The organism is Nocardioides sp. LHD-245 (assembly GCF_030929495.1).
Lineage (GTDB): Bacteria > Actinomycetota > Actinomycetes > Propionibacteriales > Nocardioidaceae > Nocardioides.
Genome location: NZ_JAVFWN010000007.1, coordinates 36,921 through 63,794, shown reverse-complemented (window position 1 = coordinate 63,794; position 26,874 = coordinate 36,921). Strand labels below are relative to the sequence as shown.

Sequence of the window (26,874 nt, the reverse complement as noted above, 5' to 3'; positions counted from 1 at the left end):
CACGGGTCCCGACCACCATCCACAGCTTTTTCCACAGGCCTGTCCACAGGCAGCGGCGCGCTTGGATTGACCACGACCGCCGCGATGCCTAGCGTCGTCCCCGACGAGGCCCCTGGGGCCGCAGTTCCTCGCTCGCAAGGGGAAGGCAAGCGAGGCGCTGCGGCACCGGGGGTCTCTTCTCTCTCCCGCTGCTCAGCGGCCGGTGAACACCGGGGGCCGCTTCTCCTGGGCCGCGCGGATCCCCTCGAGCAGGTCGTCGGTCGCGAGCGTGACCGGTTGCGCCAGGCCCTCCCACTCCAGTGCGCTCTCGATGCTCGCGTGCCCGTGCTGCAGGGCCCGCTTGGTGAGCCGGGTGGCGATCGGCGCCGCGCCCGCGATGTCCCCCGCCGCCGCCAGCACGCCCTGGCGGAAGTCCGCGGGCTCCCACACCCGCGAGACCAGACCGAGCCCGAGCGCCTCGTCGGCGTCGACGAGGCGCCCGGTCAGGAGCAGGTCGCGGGCCGCGGCGGAGCCGACCACCTCGGGCAGCAGGTGGGTCCCCGCCATGCCCGGGTGGATCCCCAGCCGGGTGAACGGCACGCCCATCCGGGCCCCGCGCGCGGCGTACCGGAGGTCGCAGGCCAGCGCCATGCAGAGCCCGGCGCCGATCGCGGCTCCGTTGATCGCGGCGATCGTGGGCACCTCCAGGCGCCGGATCGACAGCCAGGCGCGGTAGAACGGCAGCATCCGGGCGCGCAGGTCGGCCACGCTCGCGTCCGGTTCCGAGGCCAGCCAGGACAGGTTGCCGCCGGAGCAGAACGCCGTGCCCTCGCCGGTCACCACCACGACCCGCACGGTGGGGTCTCCGGCGAGGTGATCGACCGCCCGGACCCACGACTCGGTCATCTCGTCGCTCATCGCGTTGCGCAGGTCCGGCTGGTCCAGGACCAGCAGCGCGACCCCCACGGAGGGCCGTTCGAGACGCAGGTGCGTCAAGGCCGGCGGCTCGGGGACGTTCACAGCGGTTTCAGACATGCGGGGCACGCTACTGCGACTCCACGGTCGTGTGCCGTAGGGTCGGGGAGGTTCGGAGTGCACCTCCGGACCCCGACGGGCTTCCCCCCGTGTCCCCGTCGCGACGACCGAACGAACAAGATGAGCAAGGAGGCCGTCATGGCGGAGACCTGGAGCGGCGAGTTCTACTGCGTCAAGTGCAAGGAGAAGCGCGAGGCCGAGGGCGAGGTCAAGGTCAACGAGAAGGGCACCCGGATGGCGAAGGCCGTCTGCCCGGTCTGCGGCACGAACCTCAACCGCATCCTCGGCAAGGCCTGAGCACCCCTACGCTCAGCCGGCATTGAGCCGACTGTCACGGGCGGCCCCGCTACGGCGGAGCCGCCCGTGGCGCGTTTTCGCCGACCGGGCTGTGGAGGAGCCGCGCGCGCACCGGGTCCGTCGTGCCACGCTGCCGTCATGGCGTCCTGGTCCCGGCCCCACCTGCTGCGGCCCGGCACACCGGTCCTGGCCCGGTCCCCGGGCGTGCTCCAGGTCGGGTTGTCCGGTCCGCGGCTGCGGCTGCCCGACGTCCCCGAGGTCCGCCGCCTGCTGAGCGACCTCGGCGGGCCCGGCGATCCGAACGCTCCCGGCCGGGCCGCTCCCGATCCGGTCGACCTGCCACCGGCCGCGGCCGACGCCCTCGACCGGCTGCGCGCCGCCGGGCTCGTCGTGCCCGCGGCGGGCTCCGGCGACCCAGCGCTGGCCACGCTGCTCGCGCAGACCGGCCCCGACGGCGTACGCCGGCAGGCCGCCCGTGCCGCCCCCGGCCTGGCCGTCGATGTCCCGGACCGCCTGCACGCCGTCCTCGACCCGCTCCTCGCCGCGGCGGGCCTGCGTCCGGCCGCGGAGCCGGACGAGGTCCGGGTCCGCCTCGTCGTCGCCGACGGGCCGATCGCCCGCGACCGGCTCGACCCGCTGGTGCGCTCCTCGCTGCCCCACCTGCTGGTCACCGGCGACGCGACCGCGGTACGGGTCGGCCCGTTCGTTCAGCCGGGACAGACGGCCTGCCTGCGCTGTGTCGACGCCCACGAGTCGCTGCACGACCAGCGGCTGCCGCTGCTGGTCGCCCAGGCCGCCGTCCAGTGCGCCGAGCGGCCGCCACCGCGCGATCCCGTGCTCGACCACCTCGCACTCGCCTGGGCGGTGCGCGACCTCGCCCGGTACCTGGAGGGCGACGAGCCGAGCACCTGGTCGGCGACGGTCGACCTCGATCCGCTGGCCGCGCCGGAGCTCACCCGGTGGGGGCGCCATCCCTACTGCGGCTGCTCCTGGGACGGCTTCGTGGACCTGCCCTGAATCTGCCCTGAGCAGTGCACCGCCACCGGGCGGTGCGCTCACCACCAGTCGCTGTCGAGCTTGGCCTCCATGGCGCGCAGGTGCGCGCGCGAGCAGGTGTCGCAGTAGCAGCGCACCCGGCCACGCTCGACCGACGTGCTCCAGGTCAGCGGGAGCGCGTCGTCCTCGGCCGCGCGGCCGCAGAAGTCACAGGTGAGCGCCACGCCTCCAGCGTAGGTCGGCCCCCGCGGAAATGCCGGAAGGGCCGGCCCGACGATCGGTCGGTCCGGCCCTTCCTCATCACCCGCGATCAGGTGCCCTCCGAGGAGGCCTCGAAGAAATCCGGTCTCGCTGGTCCGCGGTGCGGACTCAGAGTGCGCGAGCGAGGGCGAGACGAGCCTGCTGCGCTGCACGCTCGGCCTTGCGGCTCAAGCGGCGGGCGCGGGCCATCCTGCTGGCCGCGCGCAGCTGCTGCGCCTCTCCCAGGCGCATGGCCATCTGGGCACGCGCCAACTCTTCGTTCATCAGGTGGGACATCTCAAGCTCCAATGGTTGTTTCGTGAAGGTTCGTTCGGACGGTTCGTCCGGGATTGCGGTGGACTACGCCGCGGCGTCCTTGCGCGGACGGCCCCGGGGACGCTTGCGCGGGATCACCACGCCGGCCAGGAACAGCTCGCCGCCCCAGACACCCCACGGCTCACGCCGCTCGAGGGCGCCCGAGAGGCACATGCTCTGGACCGGGCAGTCCAGGCACAGCGCCTTCGCGGCCTCGACATCCGACGGGGACTCGGCGAACCACAGCTCCGCGTCGTTCAACCGGCACGGCAGCAGCTCGTCCAGCGTCGGCTCGAGAACACTGGTCGTCATCTGCTTTTTCACCTCCTCAACTTCTGACCTGATCGCGTTGTCATTTCCGTGGGATCCGGGGACTTCGCGGTTCTCGGTCGGAGAAGTACGAAGGCCGCGGATCCCGGTCTATTCGGGTTCCGCGGCCTGGAGGCTGCCGAGCTGATCAGAGGTCAGATCGGTGGGCTCCAGGCGTGGAGACCCGGGAGACGGGCGGCATTGATGCCACGGTGGTCCGTGCCGGCGATGGCGCGCTCCCGCTTGGCGACATCGGTGGCCACGACGGCGAACGGCGCGCCCGCAAACGGGGCAACGGTGGTCGGAGCCGTGGCCGGACGCACGGCGCTGCCCTGGACCTGGACGGTCGCAAGGGCAGAGGCGGCACAGCCGAGGGTCGCGGACAGCGTGGGCTGCCAGGCGGACGTCATCACCGGGAAGACCGGGTTCATCGTCATGTTCTCCATCAGGGGCCACCTCCTTCGGTGCGTGTGGGCGCCAGCCGTGCCAGGGCTGTGATGCGCAGCGGAACTTGCCTGACGACCGTAATGGCCCGTCATCGACACACGCAAATCATTTATCGGGATTTTCCGAGGTTTTTTCAAACCCTGCTTCCGCGACCCCGTCAGTCGCCCTCGGCGACGAGGGCCAGCACGGCCTCGCCGTACCGCTCGATCTTGTGGGGACCCACCCCGTTGACCTTCGCCAGCGCGGCCATCGAGGCGGGCCTGTGCTCGGCGATCAGCTCGAGGGTCGCGTCGGTGAACACGACGTACGCCGGCAGCGGCTTGCCGTCCTCACCGGCCTCCCGCGCCGTCTCGAGGCGCCATGCCTTGAGCCGCTCGAAGAGCGCCTCGTCGTAGCGCACCGGGTGATGGGCGCAGCGTCCCCGCTTCTTCTCCGCAGCGGTCGACAGCGGCTGGAGGCAGTCGCGGCAGCGAGCGACCTTGGTGCGGCCGCGGGTCTGCTGCGGCTGCTGGCCGGCCGGGAGCATCGGCACGATGAACCGCGAGGGCTGGCGCCGCGGCGCCTGCCCGGGGTTGCGGGCGGCGGACCACGAGACCATCAGCTCGCGCCGGGCCCGGGTCACGCCGACGTAGAGCAGGCGCCGCTCCTCCTCGACCGCGTCGGGCCGGGCACCGCCCTGCTCGGCGTAGACGATCGGCACGGTGCCGTCCTGGACGCCGCAGCAGAAGACCGCGTCCCACTCCAGGCCCTTGGCGGCGTGGAAGGTGGCCAGGGTGACCCCGTCGGCGCTCGGCGCGTGCTGCTCGGTCGCGCGCCGGTCGAGCTCCTCGACGAAGCTCGTCACCGAGGCCTCGATGCCCCGCTCGGTGGCGAACTCCTCGGCCTGGTCGGCCAGCGCCTGGAAGGACTCCCACCGGTCGCGGACCTGGCCCCGGGACGTCGGCGGCTCGGCCGTCCAGCCCATCCCGCCGAGGACCCCCTTGACGACCTCGAGCCACGGACTGCCGTCGCCCTCCCCCGACCGGGCGGCGCCGCGCAGCCGGGTGACGGCCTCGAGCACCTCGCGCCGCTCGAAGAACCGGGCCGCACCTCGCACGATGTAGGGGATCCCACGGTCGGCCAGGGCGTCCTCGAAGGTCTCGGATTGCGCGTTGATCCGGAACAGCACCGCCATCTCGCCGTACGCCGTCCCGGCGCGCTGCAGCCGCAGGATCCGGTCGGCGACGGCCCGGGCCTCGGCAACCTCGTCGGGCTCTCCCACGAACCGGACCGCCGAGCCGGACTTCTGCTGCGAGCGCAGGTCCACCCCCGCGCTCGAGGTCCCCGAGAGCAGGGTGTTGGCCGTCGCGACGACCTCCGGCGTCGAGCGGTAGTTGCGCACCAGCTCGATGGACGTCGTGTCGGCGTAGCGCTTCGGGAAGTCACGCAGGTAGGTCGCGTCGGCACCCGCGAAGCTGTAGATCGTCTGGGCGGGATCGCCGACGACACACAGCTCGTCGCGTCCCCCGAGCCACAGGTCGAGCAGGGCCGACTGCAGCGGCGAGACGTCTTGGAACTCGTCGACGACGAACCATTTGTACTGCCGCCGCACCTGCGCCGCGACCCGCTCGTCGGAGGCCAGCACGCCGGCGGTCAGCAGGAGGACGTCCTCCATGTCCATCCGGCCCTGGTCGCGCTTGACCTGCTCGTAGGCCGCGATCACCCGCCCGATCGTCTCCGGCGTCTGGTCCGCGACCGAGCGGCCCTTGGCCGGCGCGATCCGCGGGTAGTCGTCGGCGCCGACGTTGCTGACCTTGGTCCACTCGATCTCGGAGGCCAGGTCGCGCAGCAGCGCCTGCTCGGCGCGCAGCCCCAGGGTGCGGCAGGCCGCGGCCAGCATCGGGATCTTGGACTCGGTCAGGGTCGGCAGCTCGGTGCCGTGGACGTGGGGCCAGAAGTAGCGCAGCTGGCGCAGCGCCGCGCTGTGGAAGGTCCGGGCCTGCACGCCCGGCGCGCCGAGCTGGCGCAGCCGCTGCCGCAGCTCGCCGGCGGCCCGCGTGGTGAAGGTGACCGCCAGCACCTCCGTCGGCGCGTAGACCCCGGTCATCACGCCGTGAGCGATGCGGTGGGTGATCGCCCGCGTCTTGCCCGTCCCCGCCCCCGCCAGCACGCGCACCGGCCCGCGCAGCGTCTCCGCCACCTGTCGCTGCTCCGGGTCGAGCGCGGAGAGGAGTCGTTCGATGGACTCGGACATGGCGGGGGAACATCTCCTTCACGGGCGTGGTTGGGTGGACGCACAGACCCTAGACGGCGGAGGCGACACAACGATGAGCTCGTTCACGATGTACACCACTCCCTGGTGCGGCTACTGCAAGCGGCTCAAGAGCCAGCTGGACCGGGAGGGCATCGCCTTCGACATCGTCGACATCGAGCAGCAGCCCGAGGCCGCCGCGATCGTGGAGTCCGCCAACAACGGCAACCAGACCGTGCCGACGCTCGTCTACACCGACGGCACCGCGCAGACGAACCCCAGCGTCGCGCAGGTCAAGGCCAAGCTCGAGGAGCTGGAGCAGATCGGCGCCTGAGCGGAGTCGGGCTCACCAGCTGCCCGGGAGCGGGCCGCCGTACCAGTCCTCGACGAGCGAACGGCTGATCGAGACCCCGCCGGGCAGGACCAGGGTGCCGTCGGCGGCCTGCTGGCGCATCTCCTCGCGGGTGAACCACCGCGCGTCCTCGACCTCGTCGTCGTCCAGGCGGATCTGCTCGGAGACGGCCCGCCCGTGGAAGCCCAGCATCAGGCTCGACGGCAGCGGCCAGGGCTGGTTGCCGAAATAGGTCACGTCGCCGACCGCGACACCGGTCTCCTCGAGTACCTCACGGCGTACGGCGTCCTCCAGCGACTCCCCGGGCTCGCAGAACCCGGCCAACGTCGAGAACCGCCCTTCGGGCCAGCTCCGGTTGCGCCCGAGCAGGCACCGCTCGTCGGGCGCTCCCGGCTCCCCCGCCGCGATCAGCATGATCACCGCGGGGTCCGACCGCGGGAACTGCGGCTTGCCGCAGTCGGCACACACCAGCTCGTGCCCGGCCGCCCGCGGCACCAGCGTTCCGCCGCAGCGGGGACAGAACCGATGCGCCCAGTGCCACTCGGCCAGCCCGATCGCGTGGAACACCAGGGGCGCGAGCCCCGGCCCGTCCCCCGCACCGCTCCCGAGGAAGGGGAGCAGCCCGCGCAGCGGCAGCCAGCGGTCGGGCTCGGCCTTCGCGATCTCGCCGGGCACGATCACCGCCCACCAGGTCACCTCGCCGCGCGCCCCCAGCAGCACCCGGACGCCGTCCGGCGCGTCCGCCGTCGAGACCCACTCCAGCCCGTCCGGGCCGGGGCGGACCCGCGTCCCGGCGATCACCAGGACCTGCCCGGTCGGGTCGGCCCAGCGCTCCGCCAGCCACGCCTCGTCGGTCCGGAGCAGTCCGAGTCGGTCGTGTGGATCGGCGACCAGGGACAGGTGCGGGAACGTCACGGAACCGAGCCTAGTGTCGTGTCTCGGAAGTTGTTGGTCGGTTGGCGTGCTCAGGGTGCGTGCATCGCAAGGCGCCGGCGCGCAGCCATACCGGGTCGTCTCGCAAGCGTCGGCAACGCCGCGAGGGGCGTGCTCGGGGTGCGCGAAGCGTTCAAGAACTTCCGAGGTGCGGCACTAGCCACGGCTAACCTGAGTCATGGACGCCAGCACCCTCCGGGCCGCGCAAGCACCGCTGAAGGAGCGCTACCGCTCCGACCCGGCGACGGCACACACGCCCACCACCGCCACCGGCGACTACCGCGCGCCGGACGTCACCGCCACGATCGACGGCTTCGCCGGCCCGGTCCGCGCCGGACTCCACCCCGCCACCGGGGGTGACGGCACCGACGCCTGCTCGGCAGACCTCCTGCTCCAGGCCGTCCTCGCCTGCGCCGGCGTGACCCTGCGAGCGGTTGCGACCGCCATGGGAGTCGAGATCCGCACCGCCCGGCTCCGGGCCGACGGCTGGTGGGACGCCCGCGGCACCCTCGGCATCGACCGCGACGCACCCATCGGCGTCCAGGACATCGTGGTCACCCTCGCTGTCGACACCGATGCGGACGACGCCGCCCTGGACCGCCTCGCGACCGCCACCGAGCGCTACTGCGTCGTCGGGCGCAGCCTCGCCCGGCCACCCGAGATCCGGGTGGTGCGCGCCTGACCGGTCCACGACGGCGTCCGCCACGTCCTCACCGGAGGAGGGCCTCCACCTCCGCCCTGCCCGGCAGCCCGTCGGGCTCGACGAGCTCGCCGGTGCGGACGTAGAAGAAGCCCGCCCGCACCCGGCCGGGGTCGACACCCTGGAGCTCGGCCCACGCCAGCCGGTAGAGCGCGAGCTGCAGCGGGTCGGCATCATGGCGGGTGCCGGTCTTCCAGTCGACCACGAGGAACGAGCCGTCGGGCTCGGCGTAGACCGCGTCGATCCGCCCCCGGACGACCTGACGCGAGCCCTCGCCCGTGCCCAGGACGAGTGCGAAGGGCGCCTCGACCGCGTGCGGCTCACGGCTGCCGAACGGCCCCTCCTCGAAGCGGGCGACCAGCTCCTTGAGATCGGCCTCGTCGTCGATGCCGGCGTCGGCGCGGCCGGCGAGCTCGTCGGGATCGAAGAGGCCCTGCTGGCCGAACCGCGCCTCGACCCAGGCGTGGAAGCGGGTCCCGAACCGCGCGGCGGGAGCGGGCGGGCGCGGCATCGGCCGCGCCAGCTCGCGGGCGAAGGTCTCCGGGTCGTCGCGCAGCCGGCTGAGCGCGGTGGCCGAGAGCGACGACGGCAGCGGGACGACGACCTCGCCGCCGGCCCCCGACGCGAGACGGGCCTCGGCGAGCAGCTGGTCGATCTCGGCGTCCCACTCGGCGACCCGGGCCGCCGTGACGATGTCGAGCCCGGAGTCGGGCACGGCGGGGTCGGCCGCAGCCACCCGGGCCGCCGCGGCGAGGCGGCGGCGCGCCTCCTCCCCCAGGGCGTCGACCGGCCAGGGCCGCGCCGGGTTCTCGGCGTCATAGGGGTTGGCCGCGCCCTTCTCGGGCCGGGTGAGCCACGGCTCGGGCGCCATGCCCCAGGACGTGAGCGTCTCGCGCACCGACTCCTGGAAGGCCGAGGGTCCGTAGGGCGTCTTCCGCGGTCCCCACTGGTAGGACGACACCGCGAGCCGGTGGGCGGCCCGGGTGAAGGCGACGTAGCCGAGCCGCAGCTCCTCGTCGGCCTCGTGCGCCTTCGACCGCCGGCGGTAGTCGTCGAGCGCCGCCTTGTCGAAGCCCTCGAGCTGCGGCAGGTCTCCGGCGTCGCCACGCAGCGGCGCCGGCAGCACCGCGGGCGACGACATCCACAGCGTCCGGCCCTGGGCGGACGGGAAGCGGGACTCGCAGACGCCGACGCAGAACACCGTGTCCCACTCCAGGCCCTTGGCGCGGTGGACGGTGAGCAGCTTGACCGAGTCGGCCTCGGTCGGCGTCGCGACGTCGAGCCCGTTGCCCTGGTCGTCCTCGGCGGTGAGGTAGGCGAGCAGGGCCGGCAGGGAGACGTCGCCGTCGACGGCCTGGAAGTCGGCGACCGCCTTGACGAAGAGGTCGAGGTTGTCGCGGCGGGCGGCCGCCGCCGGACTCACCGCGGAGGCCAGCTCCACGTCGGTGCCGGTGACGTCGATGATCCGCCGCACCAGGTCGAGCAGCGGCTCCCCCACGGCGGAGCGCAGCAACCGCAGCTCGTCGCGGAGCAGCCCGAACCGGGACCGGGCCTCGTCGGAGTAGGCGGCCTCCCCCGGATCGGCCAGTGCGTCGTCGAGGCACGGGAGCTCCGCCGGGTCGATGCCGTCGGCGATCGCGACGAGCTGCTCGGCCACCGACACCTGCTCGACCGCCCGTCCCCGACGACCGGCCAGCTCGCCGGCCCGCTGTCCGAGCAGGCGCAGGTCGCGCGGCCCGATCGCCCACCGCGGGCCGGCGAGCAGCGTGAGCAGGGCGGCGTTGTCGGTCACGTCGTGCAGCAGTCGCAGCATCGCCACGATCTCGGCGATCTCGGGCAGCCTCAGCAACCCGGACAGGCCGACGATCTCGACCGGGACGCCCGCAGTCGTCAAGGCGTCGAAGACGAGCTCGGCATGCGCGTTGTCGCGGGTCAGCACGCCGATGCCGGCCCAGTCGCCGGGCTCGCCGCCGTGGGCGCCGCGCACCGCCTCCGCCAGCCAGGCCAGCTCGTCACGCTGCGTCTCGAAGGTGCGCGCCTCCACCACGCCGTCGGTGGCGCCGTCCGGAGCACGCAGCCGGGCGACGCCCGCGCCGCGCACCTCCAAGGCGTCGTACAGCGGCTCGGCGAGGTGGCTGGCGACCGCGAGGATCCGCCGGTCGGAACGCCGGTTGACGGTGAGCGCGTAGGTCGTGGACGTGCCGTCGACCGCCGGGAAGGTGTCGGCGAAGTTGAGGATGTTGGCGACCGACGCCCCGCGCCAGCCGTAGATCGCCTGGTTGGGGTCGCCCACCGCGGTCACCGCGTGCCCGAGCCCGCTGTCGGGATCGGGCCCGGAGAAGAGCCGGGACAGCATGATCGCCTGGGCCACCGAGGTGTCCTGGTACTCGTCGAGCAGCACCACCTTGAACCGGCCGCGCTCGACGGCACCGACCTCGGGCCGCTCGGCGGCGAGCCGGGCGCCGAGCTCGATCTGGTCGGAGAAGTCCATCAGTCCCAGGTCGCGCTTGAGCCGCCGGTACGCCGCCACCAGCTGCAGCAGCTCGGCGCGCCGGTCGATCGCGTTGATCGCCTTGTCCCCGGCCTCGACGTAGGTCTTGCGCGCCTTGCCGGCCAGCTCCTCGTCGCGCGCGCGCTCGAACCCCCGACGGGCGTCGGCGTCGTGGGCGAGCACCCGCTCCGGGGTCACCAGGTGCTCGCTCATCGCCGAGTCGAGGGCCAGCAGGTTCTGGATCGCGGTCTCGGGGTGGTCGGTGAGCAGGTCGATCTGACCGGTGAACCGGTCGACGGCCCGGGCACCGAGCTGGTAGCGGGCGGCGTCGGTGACCACCCGGGTGTCGGGCTCGTGACCGATCCGCAGGCCGTGGTCGGTGAGCAGGCCGGAGGCATAGGCGTTGTAGGTCGCGACGGTCGGCTCGAGCACCTCGTCGGTCTCGTCGCCGGCACCGAGCCCGCCGGGACCGCCGGTCTCGTCGAGGGCGCCGGCGTCGCGCAGTGCCGTCCGGATCCGCTGCCGCAGCTCGGCGGCGGCCTTGGTCGTGAAGGTCAGACCGAGCACCTCCTCGGGCCGGACCTGGCCGGTCAGCACGAGATAGACGACCCGGGCCGCCATCAGGGTGGTCTTGCCCGACCCCGCGCCGGCGATGACGACGGCCGGACGCAGCGGCGCGCTGATCGCGGCCCACTGCTCCTCGCTCGGCGGGAACGGCGCCTTCATGGCCCGCTGCAGGTCGGCAGGTGTCTCGATCGCCATCGGGATCCGAGCGGCGGCGGTCATTGGGCCACCACCGCCCCCGCGCTCTTGGCCGGGCACAGCGACACGAAGGTGCAGGCGCGGCACTGCTGGCCGGCGACCGCCGGGAAGTGCTCCTCGCGGATCAGGGTGGCCGCGTGCGACAGGCGGGCGCGCAGCTCGTCGCGCTCCGGGCCGTCGTCGGCATGGACCGGCTGACGCTGGACGGTCGCGTCCGGCCCGCCGTCCGTCAACCCGAGCTGGACCAGCTCGGCCCCACCCGCCTGGCGCGGCGCCGTGGCCGGCTCCCCCGGCGGCGGGTCGAGCGCGCCGTGGTCGACGGCGTACTGGTAGAGCGCGAGCTGGACATGCGTCTTGACCGAGACGTCGCTCGGCTTGGAGCGGCCGGTCTTGAGGTCGACCACGACGACCCGGCCGTCGGTGTCGAGCTCGACCCGGTCGGCGTAGCCCGTCACCTGGACCTGCTCGCCGTCCACCTGGACCACCGTCGAGAACCGCTCCTCGAGACCGACCAGCTCGCGCGGGTTCGCCTCGTGCCAGTCGACGAACCGCTCCAGGGCCGCCCGGACCCGGTCGTGCTCGCGCTGCTTGGACCACGGCGTGCGGAAGTCGAGACGGTCCCACACCTCGTCGACGTAGGCCATGAGAGCGGCCGGGTCGGGCGGCGCGTCCCCCGCCGCCACCCGCTCGGCCAGGGCGTGCACCAGCTCCCCGAGGTTGGCCGACTGATGGGCGCGTCCGACTCCGCCCGCCTCACGGGTGAGGAACCACTGGGTCGGACAGACGGCCAGGGAGTCGAGCATGCTCGCCGACACCGGGACCGGCCGGTCCTCGTCGCGGATCGGCGCCACGGACCGGCTGGGCGCGCGGGTGCCCCACCACGTGGCCGGGTCGGCGGCCGGCACCGCCGGCCGCCGGCCGACCCGCTCGCCGGCGAGGCGGGCCAGGCGCCGCGCCGCGGCGTCCTGCAGGGCGGGGTCGGCGTCGGGATCGGCGAGGGTGCGCCGCAGCTCGGCCACGAGCCCGTCGAGCGACAGCGGCCGCGGCGGGCGCCCGACGACGTGCTCCACGGTGGAGCCCAGCTCGTCGAGGAAGCGGGACGGCTGCTCCCCCTCGTCCTCCGCCGAGCGGACCGCGGTCACGACCAGCCGCTCGCGGGCCCGGGTGCACCCGACGTAGAACAGGCGACGCTCCTCCATCAGCAGCTCCCGCGCGGTGAGCGGCGGGACCACCGAGCCGACCAGGCCGCCCTCGGTCGTGGGGCCGATCCGGTCGGCCTGGAGCAGCGTGGACCGGCGGCGGAGGTCGGGCCAGCCCTCCGCCTGCACGTGGGCGAGGACGACCAGGCGCCACTCGAGGCCCTTGCTGCGGTGCGCGGTCAGCAGGCGTACGGCGGCGCCGCGCACCCCCTGGTCCGCGAGTGTGTCGGCCGGGATCTCCTGCTGGACCAGGCCCTCGAGGAAGGGCGCCACGGCGAGGTGCTCGCGGCGCTCCCCGGCACGCACCGCGACGTCGAACAAGGCACAGACGGAGTCGAGGTCGCGGTGCGCCCGGCGCGCCGCTCCGCCCCCGATCTCGACCGAGCGCCGCAGTCGCTGCGGCCAGGAGGTGCCGGACCACAGCGTCCACAGCAGCTCCTCGGCGCTCGCGCCGGCCTCGAGCTCGGCGCGAGCCCGGGCCAGGAGCTCGGCGAGCCCGCGCGCCCGGGCAGCCTCCGGCGCCTCGATCGCGGCGAGGTGGGAGGCGTCGAGGACCGCGAGGCGGACCAGCTCGCGCGAGCTGCGGGGCGTGCCGCCGGTCTCCTGGCAGCGGTCCTTCTCGCGGTGGCGCAGCAGCCGCGCCAGCCGGCGGACGTCGCCGGCGTCGAGGCCGCCGAGCGGTCCGGTCAGCAGCGCCTCGGCCCGGGCGGCGTCGACGTGCTCGACGTGCTCGGGGTCGTCGTTGTCGAGGTTGACGACCGCCCGCAGCCCGTCGAGCAGCGGGAGCACCGCGGGGTCGCGGACCAGCGGCACCTCGTCGCGGGCCACCTCCACGGGCACGCCGGCGGCGCCGAGCGCGCGGCGCAGCGGCGCGATGCTCGCGCGCCCCGACCGCACGAGCACGGCCATCTCGTCCCAGGGCACGCCATCCTCGAGGTGGGCTCGTCGGAGCAGGTCGGCGAGGTGCTCGGCCTCGGCCCGCTCGGTGTCGAAGGTGCGGACCTGCACCCGCCCCGGCGCGTACGCCGACACGTCGGCCTGCGGAGCGAGGAACCGCTCGCGTGCCTCGGTGGGGATGGTCCCCCGCAGCCCGATCCGGCCCGCGACCCGCTGCGCCGGCGCGAGGATGCCGGGGCCGAACCGACGCACCGTCCGCAGCGCCACGACGTCGGCCGGCGCGCCGTCGGCGCGCGCGAACTCCGTCGGGAACTCCAGGATGCCGCGCACCTCGGCCCCCCGGAAGCCGTAGATCGACTGATGCGGGTCGCCGACGGCGACGAGGTCGCGGCCGTCGCCGGCGAGCGCCCGCAGCAGCGCCACCTGGCCCGGGTCGGTGTCCTGGTACTCGTCGACGAACACGTGGCGGAACTGCTCGCGCAGCTCGGCGCGATGGACCTCGGCCTCGATCCGCGCCCGCCGGATGAGGTCGGCGTAGTCGGTGGCGCCGACGGAGTCGAGGGAGTCGAGGTACTGCTCGAGGAAGAGGCCGGCGGCGACGTACTCCTCGATGCCCTCGGTCTCCCCCAGCCGGCGCAGGGCCTCGCCGTCGAGCCCCTTCTCGCGCGCCCGGCCGAGCACCGCATGCACCTCGCGCGCGAAGCCGCGGGTCGCCATCGCCTGCCGGAACCTCTCGGGCCAGCGCACCGACTCGGGGTGGTCGGCGAGGAGCTCGCGCAAGATGACGTCTTGCTCGGGCGCGGACAGCAGGCGCAACGGCGCCTCGTAGAGGCCGGCCGGCGCGTAGCGGCGGACCAGGGCATAGGCGAACGAGTGGAAGGTGGAGCTCAGCTGGGTGCCGGTCGTGCGGCCCATCCGCGCCGTCACCCGGTCGCGGAGCTGGTCGGCGGCCTTGCGGGAGAAGGTCAGCGCCAGCACCTGGTCGGGCCGGGCTCCGCGCCGCTCGATCCGGTCGACGATCGCCTCGACGAGCGTGGTGGTCTTGCCCGTGCCCGGGCCGGCCAGCACCAGGAGCGGACCGCCCGGGTGGTCGACGACCTGTCGCTGGTGCTCGTCGAGGACCGGCACGGCCGCGCCCGCGGCCGGCGGGGCGAAGCGGTAGCTGGTCGCTGTCGAGGAGTCCACGGGCGCCACCTAACCACCACCGCCCGACAGAAATGGACGAAGGGCCCCTCGCGAGTATGAGTCGCAAGGGGCCCTTCTGGTGACCGGTACTGGTGACGCTCCCGATCGATCATCCGGCTGCTGTGATCCCGTGAGCCTCGTCACCCGGCTCACGCGGCCAGCGTCTCCGTGAGGAGCCGCCTCGCCTCGACCCGAAGGTCTCGGCCGGCCGGTCGGATCGTCGCCTTCCGGCTGATCCCGCTCTCCCGGAGGAGTGCGTGGGAGAAGTTCTACGCCCGTTCACCCGCGGGTGGCAAGGGGTTTCGCCAGTTTTTTCGAGGGTTTTCCGTCATCCACCGGACCTCGGCGTGTCGTCCACAGGAACGCCGGTTCTTCTCCACAGGCCAGCCCCTGCCATCCCCAGGTGGCCGGCCTTCCTGTGGAGGACGCGCCGCCGGAGGACCGGGCTGAGTATCCGTGCTCAGCCGGCTCTGAGTGGTGTCCCGCTGGCGGCCGGCGCCAACAGATGACGGAATGTACCCATGCGCTACGCCGACCCGTCGCTCTGTCCCGACTGCCGCTCCGCCCTTCCTGCCGGTGTCTCGGTCTGCCCGACCTGCGACCTGCTCGTCCGCCACCCGGTCGCCGTCGACCTGTTCGGCGCCCTCCAGCGCGCCGACGGACTGCTCACGCGGCTGCGCTCCGCCAGCGACGCCTTCCACGACCGGCCCGCCGCGGTCGCCGCGCCGGGTGGCCTGGGCGGTCCGCTCGCTCCGCCGTCCGCGCCGATCCCGCCGAAGCGCGCGACGACGACCGGCCTGCCGTCGTACCCCGGCCCGGTTCCGCCGCCGCCCGCACCACCGCTGCGCCCGGCCTCGACTCTCCCCCCGCCCCCCGGCGGGGTCTCGTTCGCCTCGGTCCCGAAGATCCTGCTCGGGCTCGGGGCGTTCTGCCTGCTCGTGGCCGCGGTGATCTTCCTGGCCGTGTCCTGGTCGACGCTGGGCGTGGGTGGCCGCACCGCGGTCCTCGCCGGCCTCACGGTGAGCGCCGGTGCCGCCGCCGTGCTGCTGCACCGGGTCGGGCTCCGCATCGCCGGTGAGTCCCTCGTGGTCGTGGCACTCGGCCTGCTCGCCCTCGACGTCGTCGGCGCCGGGGCCGCGGGCTGGTTCGGCGACGGCCCCGACGGCGCGATCGTCTGTGCCGCCGGCCTGGTCGTCGCCCTGGCGGGCGCCGGCCTCGGCCTGCTCCGGGTGGGCGGCCAGCCGCGGCTGGTGGCGCCGCAGGTGATCGCCGGCATCGGCCTGTTCACCGGGTACGCCGGCGCGGCCAGCGCCACCGACCACTGGTTGATCGCCGGCCACGTCGTCACCGCCCTCGCGCTCGGCGCCGTGCTGCTCGGCCGGCGCGCCGGCGCGCCGGCCCTGCTGTGGAGCGCCGCCGGCGCCGCCGGCCTCACCTGGGTCTGCACCACCGGCGCCGCGTTCGTCGAGTCCCTCGTGACGCCGGACCTGCGTCAGCTCTGGGTCGACGGCACCGGCTGGTCCCTGCTCGTCAGCGCGGCCGTGCTGCTGGCTCCGGGCGCCATCGCCCGGCACCGCGACCTGCTGCTCGCCGGCGCGAGCGGTGCCGCCATGCTCACGACCGTCGTCCTGACCCTGCCGTCCGTCGACACCGACGCCCGCACCGTCGGGCTCGTCGCCCTCGGTACGACGGCCGCCTGGGTGCTCGCCCTCGGCGTGCTCCCCCGGACGGCCCGGATCATCGCCATCGCGCCGGCCGGCACCGGCAGTCTGGTCCTCGTCGGCCTGGCACTGCAGGCCACGGCCGACGTGCTCGACCGCTGGTCGCGGATCGCCGACGTCTTCGACCGGTCGTTCGGCGTCCGGCTCACCACGCCCGCCCCGGTCACCGAGCCCGCCCTGCTGGTCCCGTCGCTGCTGACCGTGCTCGCCTGCGTCGCCCTCCTCGACCGCGACCGCACCCGGCGCACGCTGCCCGTCTGGGGCCGCATCACCGGCCTGGTCACCGGCGTCGGGCTCGCCATCACCCTCGCGTCGTACGACGTCCCGCTGGCCGTGCCGCTCGCCGTCCTGACGCTCGTGGCACTCGGCGCCGCGGCCCTCGCCCTGGCGACGAACGGTGCGGAGGCCACGATCTGGGCCCTGCTCGCCGTGACGGCCGGGACGGCGGTCGCGATCGGCGCCCTGCCCGGCGACGGCCTGCTCCTGGCCCACCTCTCCCCGATCGCGATCGCGCTGGTCGCCGTCGCCGTCCTCGGCCGGCAGCAGGCGACCCGGGTCGTGGCGGGCCTCGCCGCACCCGCCGCGCTCGGCCTGGCGACGTCGGCGGCCGTCCTGGTGATCGGCGACGACGCCGCGTGGGTCTCGATCCCCGTCCTGCTCGTGGTGGGCGTGCTCGCCCTCGCCGTGCCGCGCATCGACGTCGAGGGCGCGGCGATCACGGTCGCGGTCGTCGCCCTGCTCGTCTCGCTCTCGACGACGGCCGACGTCGGCGGCTACGCGGCGCTGTGGCTGACGGTCGCGGGCTTCCTGGCGTCCGGCACGGCGCTGCTGCACGAGTCGCGCCGCGGCTGCGCATTCGCGGGTGGCGCCCTCCTGCTGCTGGCCAGCTGGGTGCGGCTGGCCGACCTCGACGTCACCGACCCGGAGCCGTACACGCTTCCCCTGGCGGCGGCGCTCCTCGCCTTCGGCCTGTGGCGGCTCCAGCGGTCGGCGGCGGTCGGCACCCTCGAGGCGCTGCTGCCCGGCCTGCTGCTCGCGACCGTGCCGTCGCTGATCTGGGTGCTCGGCGACCCCGTGTCGCTGCGGGCGCTGGTCCTCGGCGGTGCCTGCCTGGCCTTGACCGTGGCCGGGGCGGCGATGCGCTGGAGCGCTCCGCTGATCGTGGGCGCGGGCGTCGGCGCCACGGTGGTGCTGCGCGAGCTCGGCCCCTACGCCGGTGAGTTCCCGAAGTGGGTCTGGATCGGTCTGGCGGGAGCGCTGCTGACGGTCGTCGGGATCACCTGGGAGCGGCGGCTGCTCGACGTACGCAAGGCCGCGGGCTTCCTCGGCCGCCTCCGGTGACGGATGCCGTACGGGCACCTGCTAGACAAGGCACATGGCTACCACTGCACTCGGGGGGAACCCCGTCCAGACCGTCGGCGACCTCCCCTCCGTCGGCTCCTCCGCCCCGACCTTCGAGCTCGCGGGCGCGGACTTCAGCAGCATCACCCTCCCCGACGGCCAGCGCGCCGTCCTCAACATCTTCCCCAGCATCGACACCGGTGTCTGCGCGGCCAGCGTGCGGAAGTTCAACGAGCTCGCCGCGGGCCTCGACAACACCACGGTCATCAACGTCTCCCAGGACCTCCCGCCGGCCCTGGGCCGCTTCTGCGGCGCCGAGGGCATCGACAACGTCCAGGTCGGCTCCGGCTTCCGCTCGTCCTTCGGCGAGGACTACGGCGTGAGGATGACCGACGGCAAGCTCGCCGGCCTGTTCGCCCGCTCGGTCGTCGTGGTCGGCGCCGACGGCTCCGTGCTGCACTCCCAGCTGGTCCCCGAGATCGCGAGCGAGCCCGACTACGACGCCGCCATCGCGGCGCTGTCCTGAGCTGAGACTCCCGGCCTAGTCCCCCGTCGCCGGGTCCCAGAAGGCCCGGCGCATGTCGAGGGCCCCGCTGCCGTCGCGCAGCGGGGTGCCCTCGGCGAGGTACGCCGCGCGGGCCCGGTCGTCGTGGCTCGGCGGGAGCGTGCCGTCGGCACGCACGACCCGCCACCACGGCACCGGGCCGCCGTACCTCGCCATCACCGACCCCACCTGACGGGGTCCGCCGCCGACGACGGCCGCCACAGAGCCGTACGTCGTGACGCGCCCCGGCGGCACCTGCTCGACCAGCTCGAGCACCCGCTCGACGTACCCCTCGTCCACGAGGTCGATCATGCCCTGAGCCCCGGACAACGCCGAGGGCCCCGTCCGGCTGGACGGGGCCCTCGGGTGCTCCCTCGGTGCGGTGAACGCATGGATCCGATCGGTGCGGGCGGCCGGAGCCGCTACGTCGGGACCAACGACGACGCCGCGTCGCGGTTACGTCGCGGCGTCGTCCGGCTCAGTAGCTGGGCTGGCTCGGGTCGATCTGGTTGACCCAGGCCACGACGCCACCGCCCACGTGGACCGCGTCGTCGTAGCCGGCGCCCTTCACGATCGCCAGGCACTCGGCCGAGCGCACACCGCTCTTGCAGTGCAGGACGACCTGGGTGCCGGAGTCGACGGTCGGCAGCTGGCCGAGGGCGGTGCCGTTGAGGAAGTCGCCCTTGGGGATGAGGACCGCGCCGGGGATGTGGTTGATCTCGGCCTCGGCGGGCTCACGCACGTCGATCAGGACGAAGTCGCGGCTGCCCTCCTCCTTCTCCTTGATCATCGACGCGAGCTGGGTCACCGAGATGGTCGCGTCGACGGCGGCGTCGGCTGCCTCCTCGGAGATCGCGCCGCAGAAGGCCTCGTAGTCGATGAGCCCGGTGACGGTGGGGTTCTCGCCGCACAGCGCGCAGTTGGGGTCCTTGCGGACCTTCAGCTTGCGCCACTCCAACTCGAGTGCGTCGTAGATGACGAGCTTGCCGATGGCGGGCTCGCCGGCGCCGATGAGCAGCTTGATGGCCTCGTTGACCTGGATCGAGCCGATGCTCGCGCACAGGACGCCCAGCACGCCGCCCTCGGCGCACGAGGGGACCATGCCCGGCGGCGGGGGCTCCGGGTAGAGGCAGCGGTAGCAGGGCGCGTCGTCGGCCATGGTCGGCGCGAAGACGGAGGCCTGACCGTCGAAGCGGTAGATCGAGCCCCAGACGTAGGGGATGCCGAGGAAGTACGCCGCGTCGTTGACCATGTAGCGCGTGGCGAAGTTGTCGGTGCCGTCGACGATGAGGTCGTAGCCCCTGAAGACGTCCATGACGTTGTCGTTGTCGAGGCGCGTCTCGTGGAGGATCACGTTGACCAGCGGGTTGATCTCGAGGATCGACTCCTTGGCCGAGAGACCCTTCGACTTGCCGAGGTCGGACATCCCGTGGATGACCTGGCGCTGCAGGTTGGACTCGTCGACCTCGTCGAACTCGGCGATGCCGAGCGTGCCGACGCCCGCGGCGGCGAGGTAGAGCAGCGCGGGGCTGCCGAGACCGCCGGCGCCGATGACCAGCACCTTGGCGTTCTTGAGGCGCTTCTGACCGGCCATCGCGACGTCGGGGATGATCAGGTGCCGGCTGTAGCGGCGGACCTCGTCGATGGTCAGCTCGGCGGCCGGCTCGACCAGCGCGGGAAAGCTCACGGCGTTACTCCTCGGGTACTGCAGATGGGATGGGGGCTGTCCAGGGCCAACGCGGTGCCGGCCCCGACTGTTCCCTCGGCCCTTCCATGGTCCCCGTCGGCGCCAAGGGCGCGGCGCGCCGTCCCGGCATCCGGACCCCGGCTACCAACGAGTAGGCTCCATGCTGTGGTGACCGAGCAGTTCAACCTCGACGCGCCCCGACCGCGCGGCGTACGACTCCCGCGGCGCGAGCGGCGCGCCCAGCTGCTCGCCGCGGCCCTGGAGGTCTTCGTCGCGCAGGGCTACCACGCCGCCGCGATGGACGACATCGCCGAACGGGCCGGAGTCTCCAAGCCCGTGCTCTACCAGCACTTCCCGGGCAAGCTCGAGCTCTACCTCGCGATCCTCGACGTCGCGTGCGACTCGATCATCGCCAACTGCCGCCGGGCCCTGGAGTCGACGCAGGACAACAAGCAGCGGGTTGCGGCCGCGATCGACGCGTTCTACGCGTACGTCGGCCACGACACCGGCGCGTTCCGGCTGGTCTTCGAGTCCGACCTCACCAACGAGCCCGCGGTCCGCGGCCACGTCGACCGGGTCACGACCGAGTGCGCCGCGATGATCGCAGCCGTGATCGAGGACGACACCGCGCTCCCGGCCGCCGCTTCGCAGTTGCTCGCCGTCTCGCTGGTGGGAATGGCCCAGGTCAGCGCCCGGTTCTGGCTCACCGAGACGGACGGCGCCATGGCGGGCCTGAGTCGCGACGACGCCACCGCCCTGGTGGCGGGCCTGGCCTGGCGCGGCATCCGCGGATACCCCCTCACCGAGGACCACGCCGAGTCCTGAGGCCGGCCTGACTAGGCTTGCGCCATCCCCACGAACGAGGAGTGTGACCATGACCGTCGAGGTCAAGATCGGTGTGCAGAACACCGCCCGAGAGCTCGTGATCGAGACCGACGAGTCTCACGAGGCCGTCGCGAAGCAGGTGGCAGCCGCGATCGCGGCTGCCGACGGCGTGATCACGCTGACCGACACCAAGGGCAAGGTCACCGTCGTCCCGACCGCCAAGCTCGCCTACGTCGAGATCGGTCGCAGCACGAGCGGCCAGGTCGGCTTCCTGCGCTGACCCCTTCGGGGAACTCCGGCGCCCCTCCCGGGCGTTGACCAGGTACGACCCGGGAGGTGAGCACCGTGCTGCAGTTCCGCTTCGCCGCGCGCAGCGAGACCGGCCGGGTGCGCACCAACAACGAGGACGCCGGGTTCGCCGGGCCCTATCTCCTCTGCGTCGCCGACGGGGTCGGCGGTGCCGAGGCCGGTGAGGTGGCCTCCGCCACGACGGCGTACGTCGTCAGCGCCCGTGCCCTGGCCCATCCCGGCCACGAGCCGGCCCGCCTGCTCGGCGCGGCCGCCCGGGAGGCGCACGCCCAGCTGGTCGCCGGCATCGCGGCGGACCCGCGGCGCACGGGGATGGCGACGACGCTGACGGCCGTGCTGACCGACGGGATCCACACCGCGCTCGGCCACGTCGGGGACTCGCGCGCCTACCTGCTGCGCGACCGGGAGCTCAGCCAGCTCTCCCACGACCAGACCCTGGTGCAGTCGATGGTCGACAGCGGCCAGTTGACGCCGGAGCAGGCCGCCGCGGCGCCGTACCGCAATGTCGTGCTGCAGGCGGTCGACGGCGAGCACGTCCCCCGACCCGACCTGATCCTGCTGGCCCTACGCCCCGGCGACCGGCTGCTGCTGTGCAGCGACGGGGTCAGCGACGTGCTCTCGGCCGCGGCTCTCGGTCGCATTCTCGGCCGTGGCAGCCCTGGCCTGGCGGTCGACCGGCTGGTGCGCGACGCCCTGGACGGCGGGAGTCGCGACAACGTGACCGCGATCGTCGCCGACGTGGTCGACGCGCCGGCGATCGCGGCCAATGGCGTGGTCCTCGGGGCGGCGTTCGACCTGACCAACGTGGTCGACCCGGCCGCTGTTCGGCCGTTGCGCTCGGCCTGACCCCCGATCCGGTCCTACACTGGGCGGGTGAGCGCGAAGCGGTCGTACGAGTACGCGCGCCTGTGGGTGCCGTTGTACGACGCCGCCGCGCTCGCCGTGACCCGGCCGGTCTACCTCATCGAGGCCGCCGACGGCTTCGAGGGCATCGCCGCCGAGAAGAACACCACCCTCATGGGACTGTTCAACGAGCTCGGCCGGGCCGGCTGGCGCATCGACGCGGCGGCGCAGCGGGTGGCCCACCCGGCGCCGGAGTTCCAGATGCTCATCGACGCCACCCTCGACGAGGCCGATCACGCCGTGTCCCCCGACGAGGTCGCCCACGCGGTCGGCTCCGGCGGTGACCCGGCAGGGGCGGTGACGCAGTTCGACGTCTACCCCATGCGCCGGCGCGTGACCTGACGATCGAGACCGCGCGGCAGCGTGGCGCACGCGCGAAGCGCGTCTGCAGCAGTCTTGCCGCCAGGCCCGGTCTGGACCCACGAAAGCCCACCGCGTGCGCGGCAGCGTGGCGCACGCGCGAAGCGCGTCTGCAGCAGTCCTGCCGCCAGGCCCGGTCTGGACCCACGAAAGCCCACCGCGTGCGCGGCCGCGTGGCGCACGCGCGAAGCGCGTCGTGCGACGCCCGCGGGCCGAGCGGAGCGAGCGCCCGGGCGGCGAGCACGGCATGCGACACGCTCGCGCCGTCAGACACCGAACAGGTCGCCGAGCTCCTCGACGCGGTCGAGGACCTGGGTCGGCGTGAACTGGTCGAGACCGAGCGGATCCTCGGCCCCGGCGGCCACCTCGTCCCAGCCGACGGGCGTGGCGACCTGGGGGCGCGGTGTCCCCCGCAGGGAGTACGGCGCGACGGTGGTCTTCGAACCGGCGTTCTGCGACCAGTCGAGGAACACCTTCCCGCGGCGCCGGGCCTTGGTCATGGTGGCGGTGACCAGCTGCGGGTGAGCGGCCTGGAGCTCCTCGGCGACCTGCTTCGCGAGCTCGCTGGTCTCGGCCGACGGCAACGGCTCGGGCAACGGTGCGTACAGGTGGAGCCCCTTGCTGCCGCTCGTGACCGCCACCGCGTCGAGGTCGCGTGCGGCGAGCGCCTCCTGCACGTGCAGCGCGACCTGGCAGCACTCGTGCAACCCGGCTGGCTCCCCCGGGTCGAGGTCGATGACCAGCCGGTCCGCGCCGACCGGCTCGTCGTCCGCGTCGACGGTCCACTGGTGGACGTGGAGCTCGAGCGCGGCGAGGTTGACCGCCCAGACCAGGGTGGGGAGGTCCTCGATGATCGGGAAGACCAGCGTGTCGCCGTGCCGGCTCGGCCCGCGACTGCCCGTCGTGGGCACCTCCGCGGTGCGCACCCAGCTGGGCGTGCCCCGAGGGGCGTTCTTCTCGAAGAAGCTCAGGTCGCCGACGCCGTGCGGCCAGCGGATCCGGGTCACCGGACGACCCTCGAGGTGCGGCAGGAGCACCGGCGCGACCCGGACGTAGTAGTCGAGCACCTCGCCCTTGGTGGTGCCGGTGCTCGGGTAGAGCACCTTCTCGAGGTTGGTGAGTCGCAGCGTGCGGCCCTCGACGTCGACATGGACCTCGGTCTGGGGGTGATCACCCTGCTTCGGCATCAGGCGTCCTCCGTGACGAGGTCGTCCGGGGTCAGGTCCGCGCGCACGCCACGGTACGACGGCTGCCGCAGCCGCTCGTAGCCGAGCCCGTGGGTGTCGACGTCGACCACCACGACCGGCTCCACCCAGGTGGTGCCGTCCGCGTCGACGCGCGGCACCTCGTCGCCGAACGGGCTGGCGGCGCGGGACAGCGGCGCGAGCAGCTCGGCGAGCAGCCGGGACTGCTTCGGGCCGATCCCGCTGCCGACCCGGCCGCGGAAGGCCAGCCCGGCGGCGGTCGGCTCCCCCACCAGCAGCGCGGCCAGCCGGTCGCTCGTGCCGACCTGGGGCCGCCAGCCGCCGACCACGAACGAGCCGCGGTGGCGGTGCGGGAGCTTCAGCCAGTGCGAGCTGCGCTCACCGGGCCGGTAGGTCGAGTCGCGCCGCTTGCTGACGATGCCCTCCAGTCCCTGCGCGCGCGTGGCCTCGTGGAGCATCTCGCCGTCGTCGTACTCGACCGGGACCTGCCAACCGGCACGGGCGAGGTCCAGCCCGGCGAGCCGGCGGCGGCGCTCGTGGAGCGGTAGGCCGCACAGGTCCTCGCCGTCGAGGCGGAGCAGGTCGAAGACCATGTACGTCGCCGGGATGCGTGCGGCCAGGCGGGCGACCGTCGGCGGGTTCCGGACATGCATCCGCTCGGCCAGGACGCGGAAGTCGGGTACGCCGCGCTCGTTGAGCGCGATGATCTCACCGTCGACCACCAGGTCGCCGGCGCCCGCGGGCGGGGTGACCAGCTCGGGCCAGGCCCCGCTGATCCGGTTGCCGTTGCGGCTGGTCAGCGTGACGGCGCCCGCCGCCACGGCGCCGATGGCGCGCACGCCGTCCCACTTGACCTCGTGGCACCACTCCTCGCCACGCGGCACGTGGGTGCCGGGGGTGGCGAGCATCGGGCGCAGGTCGGGCACGAGTCCATCATGCCGTCCGGACGGGGCCGCCAGCGCGTAGGCTCGTCCCATGCGTGCGATCTGGAAGGGTGCCGTCTCGTTCGGCCTCGTCAGCGTCCCGGTCAAGCTCTACAGCGCCACCGAGAGCCACGACGTCTCGTTCCGGCAGGTGCACGCCAAGGACGGCGGCCGGATCAAGTACCAGCGGATCTGCGCGATCGACGGCGAGGAGGTGCCGTACTCCGACATCGCGAAGGGGTACGAGACCGAGGACGGCGAGATGGTCATCCTCACCGAGGACGACATGGCGAACCTGCCGACGACGTCGTCGCGGGAGATCGCGGTCGAGAAGTTCGTCCCGAGCGACCAGATCGACCCGCTGCTGTTCGAGAAGTCCTACTACCTCGAGCCCGAGGGCACCGGCGCCAAGCCGTACGCGCTGCTGCGCCAGGCGCTCCTCGACGCCGACCGGATGGCCGTCGTCACGGTCGCGCTGCGGCAGCGGGTGACGACCGCGGTGCTGCGGGTGCGCGACGACGTGATCGTGCTGCAGACGATGATGTGGCCCGACGAGATCCGCACGCCCGACTTCAGCGTCGAGTCCGGCGAGGTCAAGGACGCGGAGGTCAAGATGGCCCACATGCTCGTCGAGACGCTGTCGGGCGACTTCGACCCGGCCGCGTTCGAGGACGACTACGCCGACGCGGTGCAGGCCGTGGTGAAGGCGAAGATCGAGGGCGGCGAGGTGCAGCGCACCGAGACCTCGGCGAAGACCGGAGGCGAGGTGGTCGACCTGCTCGCGGCGCTGCAACGCTCGGTCGAGGCGGCCAAGACGTCGCGGGGCGAGACCGAGCCGAAGCCGGCCAAGAAGGCGGCCGCGAAGAAGACGACCGCCAAGAAGACCGCCGCGAAGAAGACCGCTACCAAGAAGGCGCCGGCGAAGAAGACCACGAAGAAGGCGGCAGCCAAGAAGGCCAGCTGACGTCTGTCGTCGGGTCACGCGGCGACCCCGGTGGTTGAGGAGGTCGCGCAGCGCCCGTCACGAGACCCCGGTGGTGCTGCCGGAATTGTCCGTGGGCTTCGGCCGCGTAGTCGGTTGCGTTTCAAGCGGCAGCGACGAGAGCGTTGGGGAGGTGGCTGGGTTCGGCGGTCGGGCTGCGGTTCGCGGGTTGGGCGGTTGGGGCGCTTGTGTCGCTGAACGTGACGTTGGTTGTCCACACCCCGCCGTTCGGGTTTCCCTAGTCCACAGGCGGGTTTGCGGCGCTTTGAAGTGTCGTGGGTGGGTGGGAGAATCCAGTCATGGATCTCGCCACCGACGCCCGTTCGACAGCAGTGTTGCTGTCGCGTGTCGGCGAGCGGATCCGGTCCCGCGAGACGTTGATCGTCGAGGAGTGGGAGGACATCGCGACCTGGGCGAGCGACCACGTGGTCACCGGTCCTGAGGGTGCGGCGACGATCACCGAGGGCTACCTCGACACCGGGGTCCCGATCGCCGGTGACGGCGCTCCACTGGTGTCGGAGTTCGGGTTGATGGAGCTCATCGCCGTGCTGGGCCGGTCTCCGGATGGCGGGAAGGCGTACGTCGGGCGGGTCATCGAGTGCGCCTGGCGACTCCCCCACGTCTACGCCGCCGTCACCACTGGTCGGTTGGCGCCGTGGCGGGCCGAGCGGATCGCCGACCTCACCCGGAGTCTGTCCGCCGACGCCGCCGGGTTCGTGGACCGACAACTCTTCGACGCCTCCGGAGTCGGGTGGGCCCAACTCGAACGACTCGTGACGGAGGCGGTGCTCCGGTTCGACCCCGAAAAGGCAGAAGCAGAGCGTGTGGAGGCCGCCGACCAGCGTCGGTTCGACATCGGCGCCGTCGATGAGCACGGTCTGGTCCACCTCGACGGGCTCCTGGATGCCGCCGACGGCCACGACCTCGACCTCGCGGTCGCCCGCCGAGCCGAGGTCCTGGGCCGGCTCGGTGACGACTCGACGCTCGATGTGCGCCGCTCGAAGGCCGCCGCCGAGCTGACCCGCCAGGACCTCGCCCTCGACCTGCTGATCCCCGACCCCGACACCGGAGAGATCGTCGCCACCAGCCCCGGTCGCAAGGTCGTGCTGAACGTGCACATCACCGACACCACCATCACCGACACCACTATCACCGGCACCACGGCCGCCGGGGACAACCCGTTCGGGAACCCGGTGGGTCGGTGGGACGAAGGCCGCTGCCCGATCACCTCGGCACAGATCCGTGAGTGGCTGCGGACCAAGGACACGACCGTGATCGTCCGCCCGGTCATTGGTCTGGCCGACCATGTCCCCGTCGGCTCCTACGAGATCCCCGACCGCCACCGCACCCGCGTGATCCTGCGGGACCAGACCTGTCGGTTCCCGCACTGCACCCGCCCCGCCACCCGTTGCGATGTCGACCACGCCCGCCCCTACGGGAAGGGCGGAGTCACCTGTCCGTGCAACGAGGTCGCCCTATGCAGACGGCACCATCGCGCGAAGACCCACTCCACCTGGCGCTACGACATCGTGATGCCGGGGACCTATGTGTGGACCAGCCCGACCGGCCACCGGTTCCGGGTCGACCACCGCGGCACCCACCCCATCCGGGTCGAAAGGCACCGGTCGAGCGACACCACGGGCGACCCCAGCCCACCCGACGAGTAGCCACCCCGCCCCACACCCCGCAGCAAGCAGGACTCTGCGG

The 26,874-nt window shown here is 73.3% G+C and carries 25 protein-coding genes; 12 read left to right on the top strand and 13 right to left on the bottom strand.

What is annotated here, in order from left to right:
• Positions 1-192: 192 nt before the first annotated feature.
• Entirely contained in the window at positions 193-1,014 is an 822-nt protein-coding gene (locus tag RB608_RS12465; protein ID WP_308088252.1) for an enoyl-CoA hydratase/isomerase family protein, read from the bottom strand.
• A gap of 138 nt (positions 1,015-1,152) precedes the next feature.
• On the opposite strand from RB608_RS12465, the gene RB608_RS12460 reads away from it, so the two are divergent.
• Together RB608_RS12460 and RB608_RS12455 are read left to right on the top strand one after the other, a co-directional pair.
• Positions 1,153-1,311 carry a DUF5679 domain-containing protein gene (locus RB608_RS12460; RefSeq protein WP_238408271.1) on the top strand — a complete coding sequence of 53 codons (159 nt, stop codon included), beginning with the start codon at positions 1,153-1,155 and terminating at the stop codon, positions 1,309-1,311.
• Positions 1,312-1,449: 138 nt separating this feature from the next.
• On the top strand, positions 1,450-2,328 hold the full coding sequence (locus tag RB608_RS12455; RefSeq protein ID WP_308088251.1) for a hypothetical protein: 879 nt from the start codon (positions 1,450-1,452) through the stop codon (positions 2,326-2,328).
• A 38-nt stretch (positions 2,329-2,366) separates the two neighbouring features.
• On the opposite strand, the gene RB608_RS12450 is transcribed toward RB608_RS12455, so the two are convergent.
• From RB608_RS12450 to RB608_RS12430, 5 genes are all read right to left on the bottom strand, one after another.
• Positions 2,367-2,531, bottom strand: a complete 165-nt coding sequence (locus RB608_RS12450) for a hypothetical protein (protein WP_308088250.1) — start codon at positions 2,529-2,531, stop codon at positions 2,367-2,369.
• 145 nt (positions 2,532-2,676) lie between these two features.
• Entirely contained in the window at positions 2,677-2,844 is a 168-nt protein-coding gene (locus RB608_RS12445; protein ID WP_282400394.1) for a hypothetical protein, read from the bottom strand.
• Positions 2,845-2,907: 63 nt separating this feature from the next.
• On the bottom strand, positions 2,908-3,174 hold the full coding sequence (locus RB608_RS12440; protein ID WP_141003398.1) for a WhiB family transcriptional regulator: 267 nt from the start codon (positions 3,172-3,174) through the stop codon (positions 2,908-2,910).
• 152 nt (positions 3,175-3,326) lie between these two features.
• Complete coding sequence (locus RB608_RS12435) at positions 3,327-3,617, bottom strand: hypothetical protein (protein WP_308088249.1); 291 nt, start codon at positions 3,615-3,617, stop codon at positions 3,327-3,329.
• Positions 3,618-3,775: 158 nt separating this feature from the next.
• A complete protein-coding gene (locus RB608_RS12430) occupies positions 3,776-5,851 on the bottom strand; it encodes an ATP-dependent DNA helicase UvrD2 (RefSeq protein ID WP_308088248.1) in 2,076 nt (691 codons plus the stop codon).
• A 73-nt stretch (positions 5,852-5,924) separates the two neighbouring features.
• On the opposite strand from RB608_RS12430, the gene RB608_RS12425 reads away from it, so the two are divergent.
• Positions 5,925-6,182: a mycoredoxin gene (locus tag RB608_RS12425; RefSeq protein WP_308088247.1), complete on the top strand. Its 258-nt coding sequence runs from the start codon at positions 5,925-5,927 to the stop codon at positions 6,180-6,182.
• A gap of 12 nt (positions 6,183-6,194) precedes the next feature.
• Here the strand turns inward: RB608_RS12425 and nudC are convergent, their stop codons facing one another.
• Positions 6,195-7,115: an NAD(+) diphosphatase gene (gene nudC / locus RB608_RS12420; RefSeq protein WP_308088246.1), complete on the bottom strand. Its 921-nt coding sequence runs from the start codon at positions 7,113-7,115 to the stop codon at positions 6,195-6,197.
• Positions 7,116-7,311: 196 nt separating this feature from the next.
• Between nudC and RB608_RS12415 the strand changes: the two genes are divergently transcribed.
• Positions 7,312-7,815: an OsmC family protein gene (locus RB608_RS12415; RefSeq protein WP_308088245.1), complete on the top strand. Its 504-nt coding sequence runs from the start codon at positions 7,312-7,314 to the stop codon at positions 7,813-7,815.
• Between the two features lie 28 nt (positions 7,816-7,843).
• Here RB608_RS12415 and RB608_RS12410 read toward each other — a convergent pair whose 3' ends face one another.
• Both RB608_RS12410 and RB608_RS12405 read right to left on the bottom strand, forming a co-directional pair.
• Positions 7,844-11,110: an ATP-dependent DNA helicase gene (locus tag RB608_RS12410; RefSeq protein ID WP_308088243.1), complete on the bottom strand. Its 3,267-nt coding sequence runs from the start codon at positions 11,108-11,110 to the stop codon at positions 7,844-7,846.
• On the bottom strand, positions 11,107-14,367 hold the full coding sequence (locus RB608_RS12405) for an ATP-dependent DNA helicase (protein WP_308088242.1): 3,261 nt from the start codon (positions 14,365-14,367) through the stop codon (positions 11,107-11,109). The genes RB608_RS12410 and RB608_RS12405 overlap by 4 nt, the downstream gene beginning before the upstream one ends.
• Before the next feature lie 521 nt (positions 14,368-14,888).
• Between RB608_RS12405 and RB608_RS12400 the strand changes: the two genes are divergently transcribed.
• A complete protein-coding gene (locus RB608_RS12400) occupies positions 14,889-17,429 on the top strand; it encodes an SCO7613 C-terminal domain-containing membrane protein (protein ID WP_308088241.1) in 2,541 nt (846 codons plus the stop codon).
• Positions 17,430-17,463: 34 nt separating this feature from the next.
• Complete coding sequence (tpx, locus tag RB608_RS12395; protein WP_308088240.1) at positions 17,464-17,955, top strand: thiol peroxidase; 492 nt, start codon at positions 17,464-17,466, stop codon at positions 17,953-17,955.
• A 15-nt stretch (positions 17,956-17,970) separates the two neighbouring features.
• Here tpx and RB608_RS12390 read toward each other — a convergent pair whose 3' ends face one another.
• On the bottom strand, positions 17,971-18,285 hold the full coding sequence (locus tag RB608_RS12390) for an MGMT family protein (protein WP_308088239.1): 315 nt from the start codon (positions 18,283-18,285) through the stop codon (positions 17,971-17,973).
• 166 nt (positions 18,286-18,451) lie between these two features.
• Entirely contained in the window at positions 18,452-19,660 is a 1,209-nt protein-coding gene (gene moeZ, locus RB608_RS12385) for an adenylyltransferase/sulfurtransferase MoeZ (protein ID WP_308088238.1), read from the bottom strand.
• A gap of 165 nt (positions 19,661-19,825) precedes the next feature.
• Here moeZ and RB608_RS12380 point away from each other — a divergent pair, with 165 nt between their 5' ends.
• From RB608_RS12380 to RB608_RS12365, 4 genes are read left to right on the top strand one after another with little or no spacing between them, the layout of a single operon-like run.
• On the top strand, positions 19,826-20,485 hold the full coding sequence (locus RB608_RS12380; RefSeq protein ID WP_308088237.1) for a TetR/AcrR family transcriptional regulator: 660 nt from the start codon (positions 19,826-19,828) through the stop codon (positions 20,483-20,485).
• Between the two features lie 49 nt (positions 20,486-20,534).
• Entirely contained in the window at positions 20,535-20,765 is a 231-nt protein-coding gene (locus RB608_RS12375; protein ID WP_308088236.1) for a DUF3107 domain-containing protein, read from the top strand.
• A 56-nt stretch (positions 20,766-20,821) separates the two neighbouring features.
• Positions 20,822-21,640, top strand: coding sequence for a protein phosphatase 2C domain-containing protein (locus tag RB608_RS12370; RefSeq protein ID WP_308088234.1), 819 nt, complete (start codon positions 20,822-20,824; stop codon positions 21,638-21,640).
• A 27-nt stretch (positions 21,641-21,667) separates the two neighbouring features.
• Positions 21,668-22,039, top strand: coding sequence for a hypothetical protein (locus RB608_RS12365; RefSeq protein ID WP_308088233.1), 372 nt, complete (start codon positions 21,668-21,670; stop codon positions 22,037-22,039).
• Between the two features lie 284 nt (positions 22,040-22,323).
• On the opposite strand, the gene ligD (RB608_RS12360) is transcribed toward RB608_RS12365, so the two are convergent.
• Both ligD (RB608_RS12360) and ligD (RB608_RS12355) read right to left on the bottom strand, forming a co-directional pair.
• Entirely contained in the window at positions 22,324-23,244 is a 921-nt protein-coding gene (ligD, locus tag RB608_RS12360) for a non-homologous end-joining DNA ligase (protein WP_308088232.1), read from the bottom strand.
• A complete protein-coding gene (ligD, locus tag RB608_RS12355) occupies positions 23,244-24,188 on the bottom strand; it encodes a non-homologous end-joining DNA ligase (protein ID WP_308088231.1) in 945 nt (314 codons plus the stop codon). Before ligD (RB608_RS12355) ends, ligD (RB608_RS12360) begins: the two co-directional genes overlap by 1 nt.
• A 49-nt stretch (positions 24,189-24,237) precedes the next feature.
• On the opposite strand from ligD (RB608_RS12355), the gene RB608_RS12350 reads away from it, so the two are divergent.
• Both RB608_RS12350 and RB608_RS12345 read left to right on the top strand, forming a co-directional pair.
• Complete coding sequence (locus RB608_RS12350) at positions 24,238-25,149, top strand: Ku protein (protein ID WP_308088230.1); 912 nt, start codon at positions 24,238-24,240, stop codon at positions 25,147-25,149.
• Positions 25,150-25,466: 317 nt separating this feature from the next.
• Complete coding sequence (locus tag RB608_RS12345) at positions 25,467-26,834, top strand: DUF222 domain-containing protein (RefSeq protein ID WP_308088229.1); 1,368 nt, start codon at positions 25,467-25,469, stop codon at positions 26,832-26,834.
• Positions 26,835-26,874: the final 40 nt, after the last annotated feature.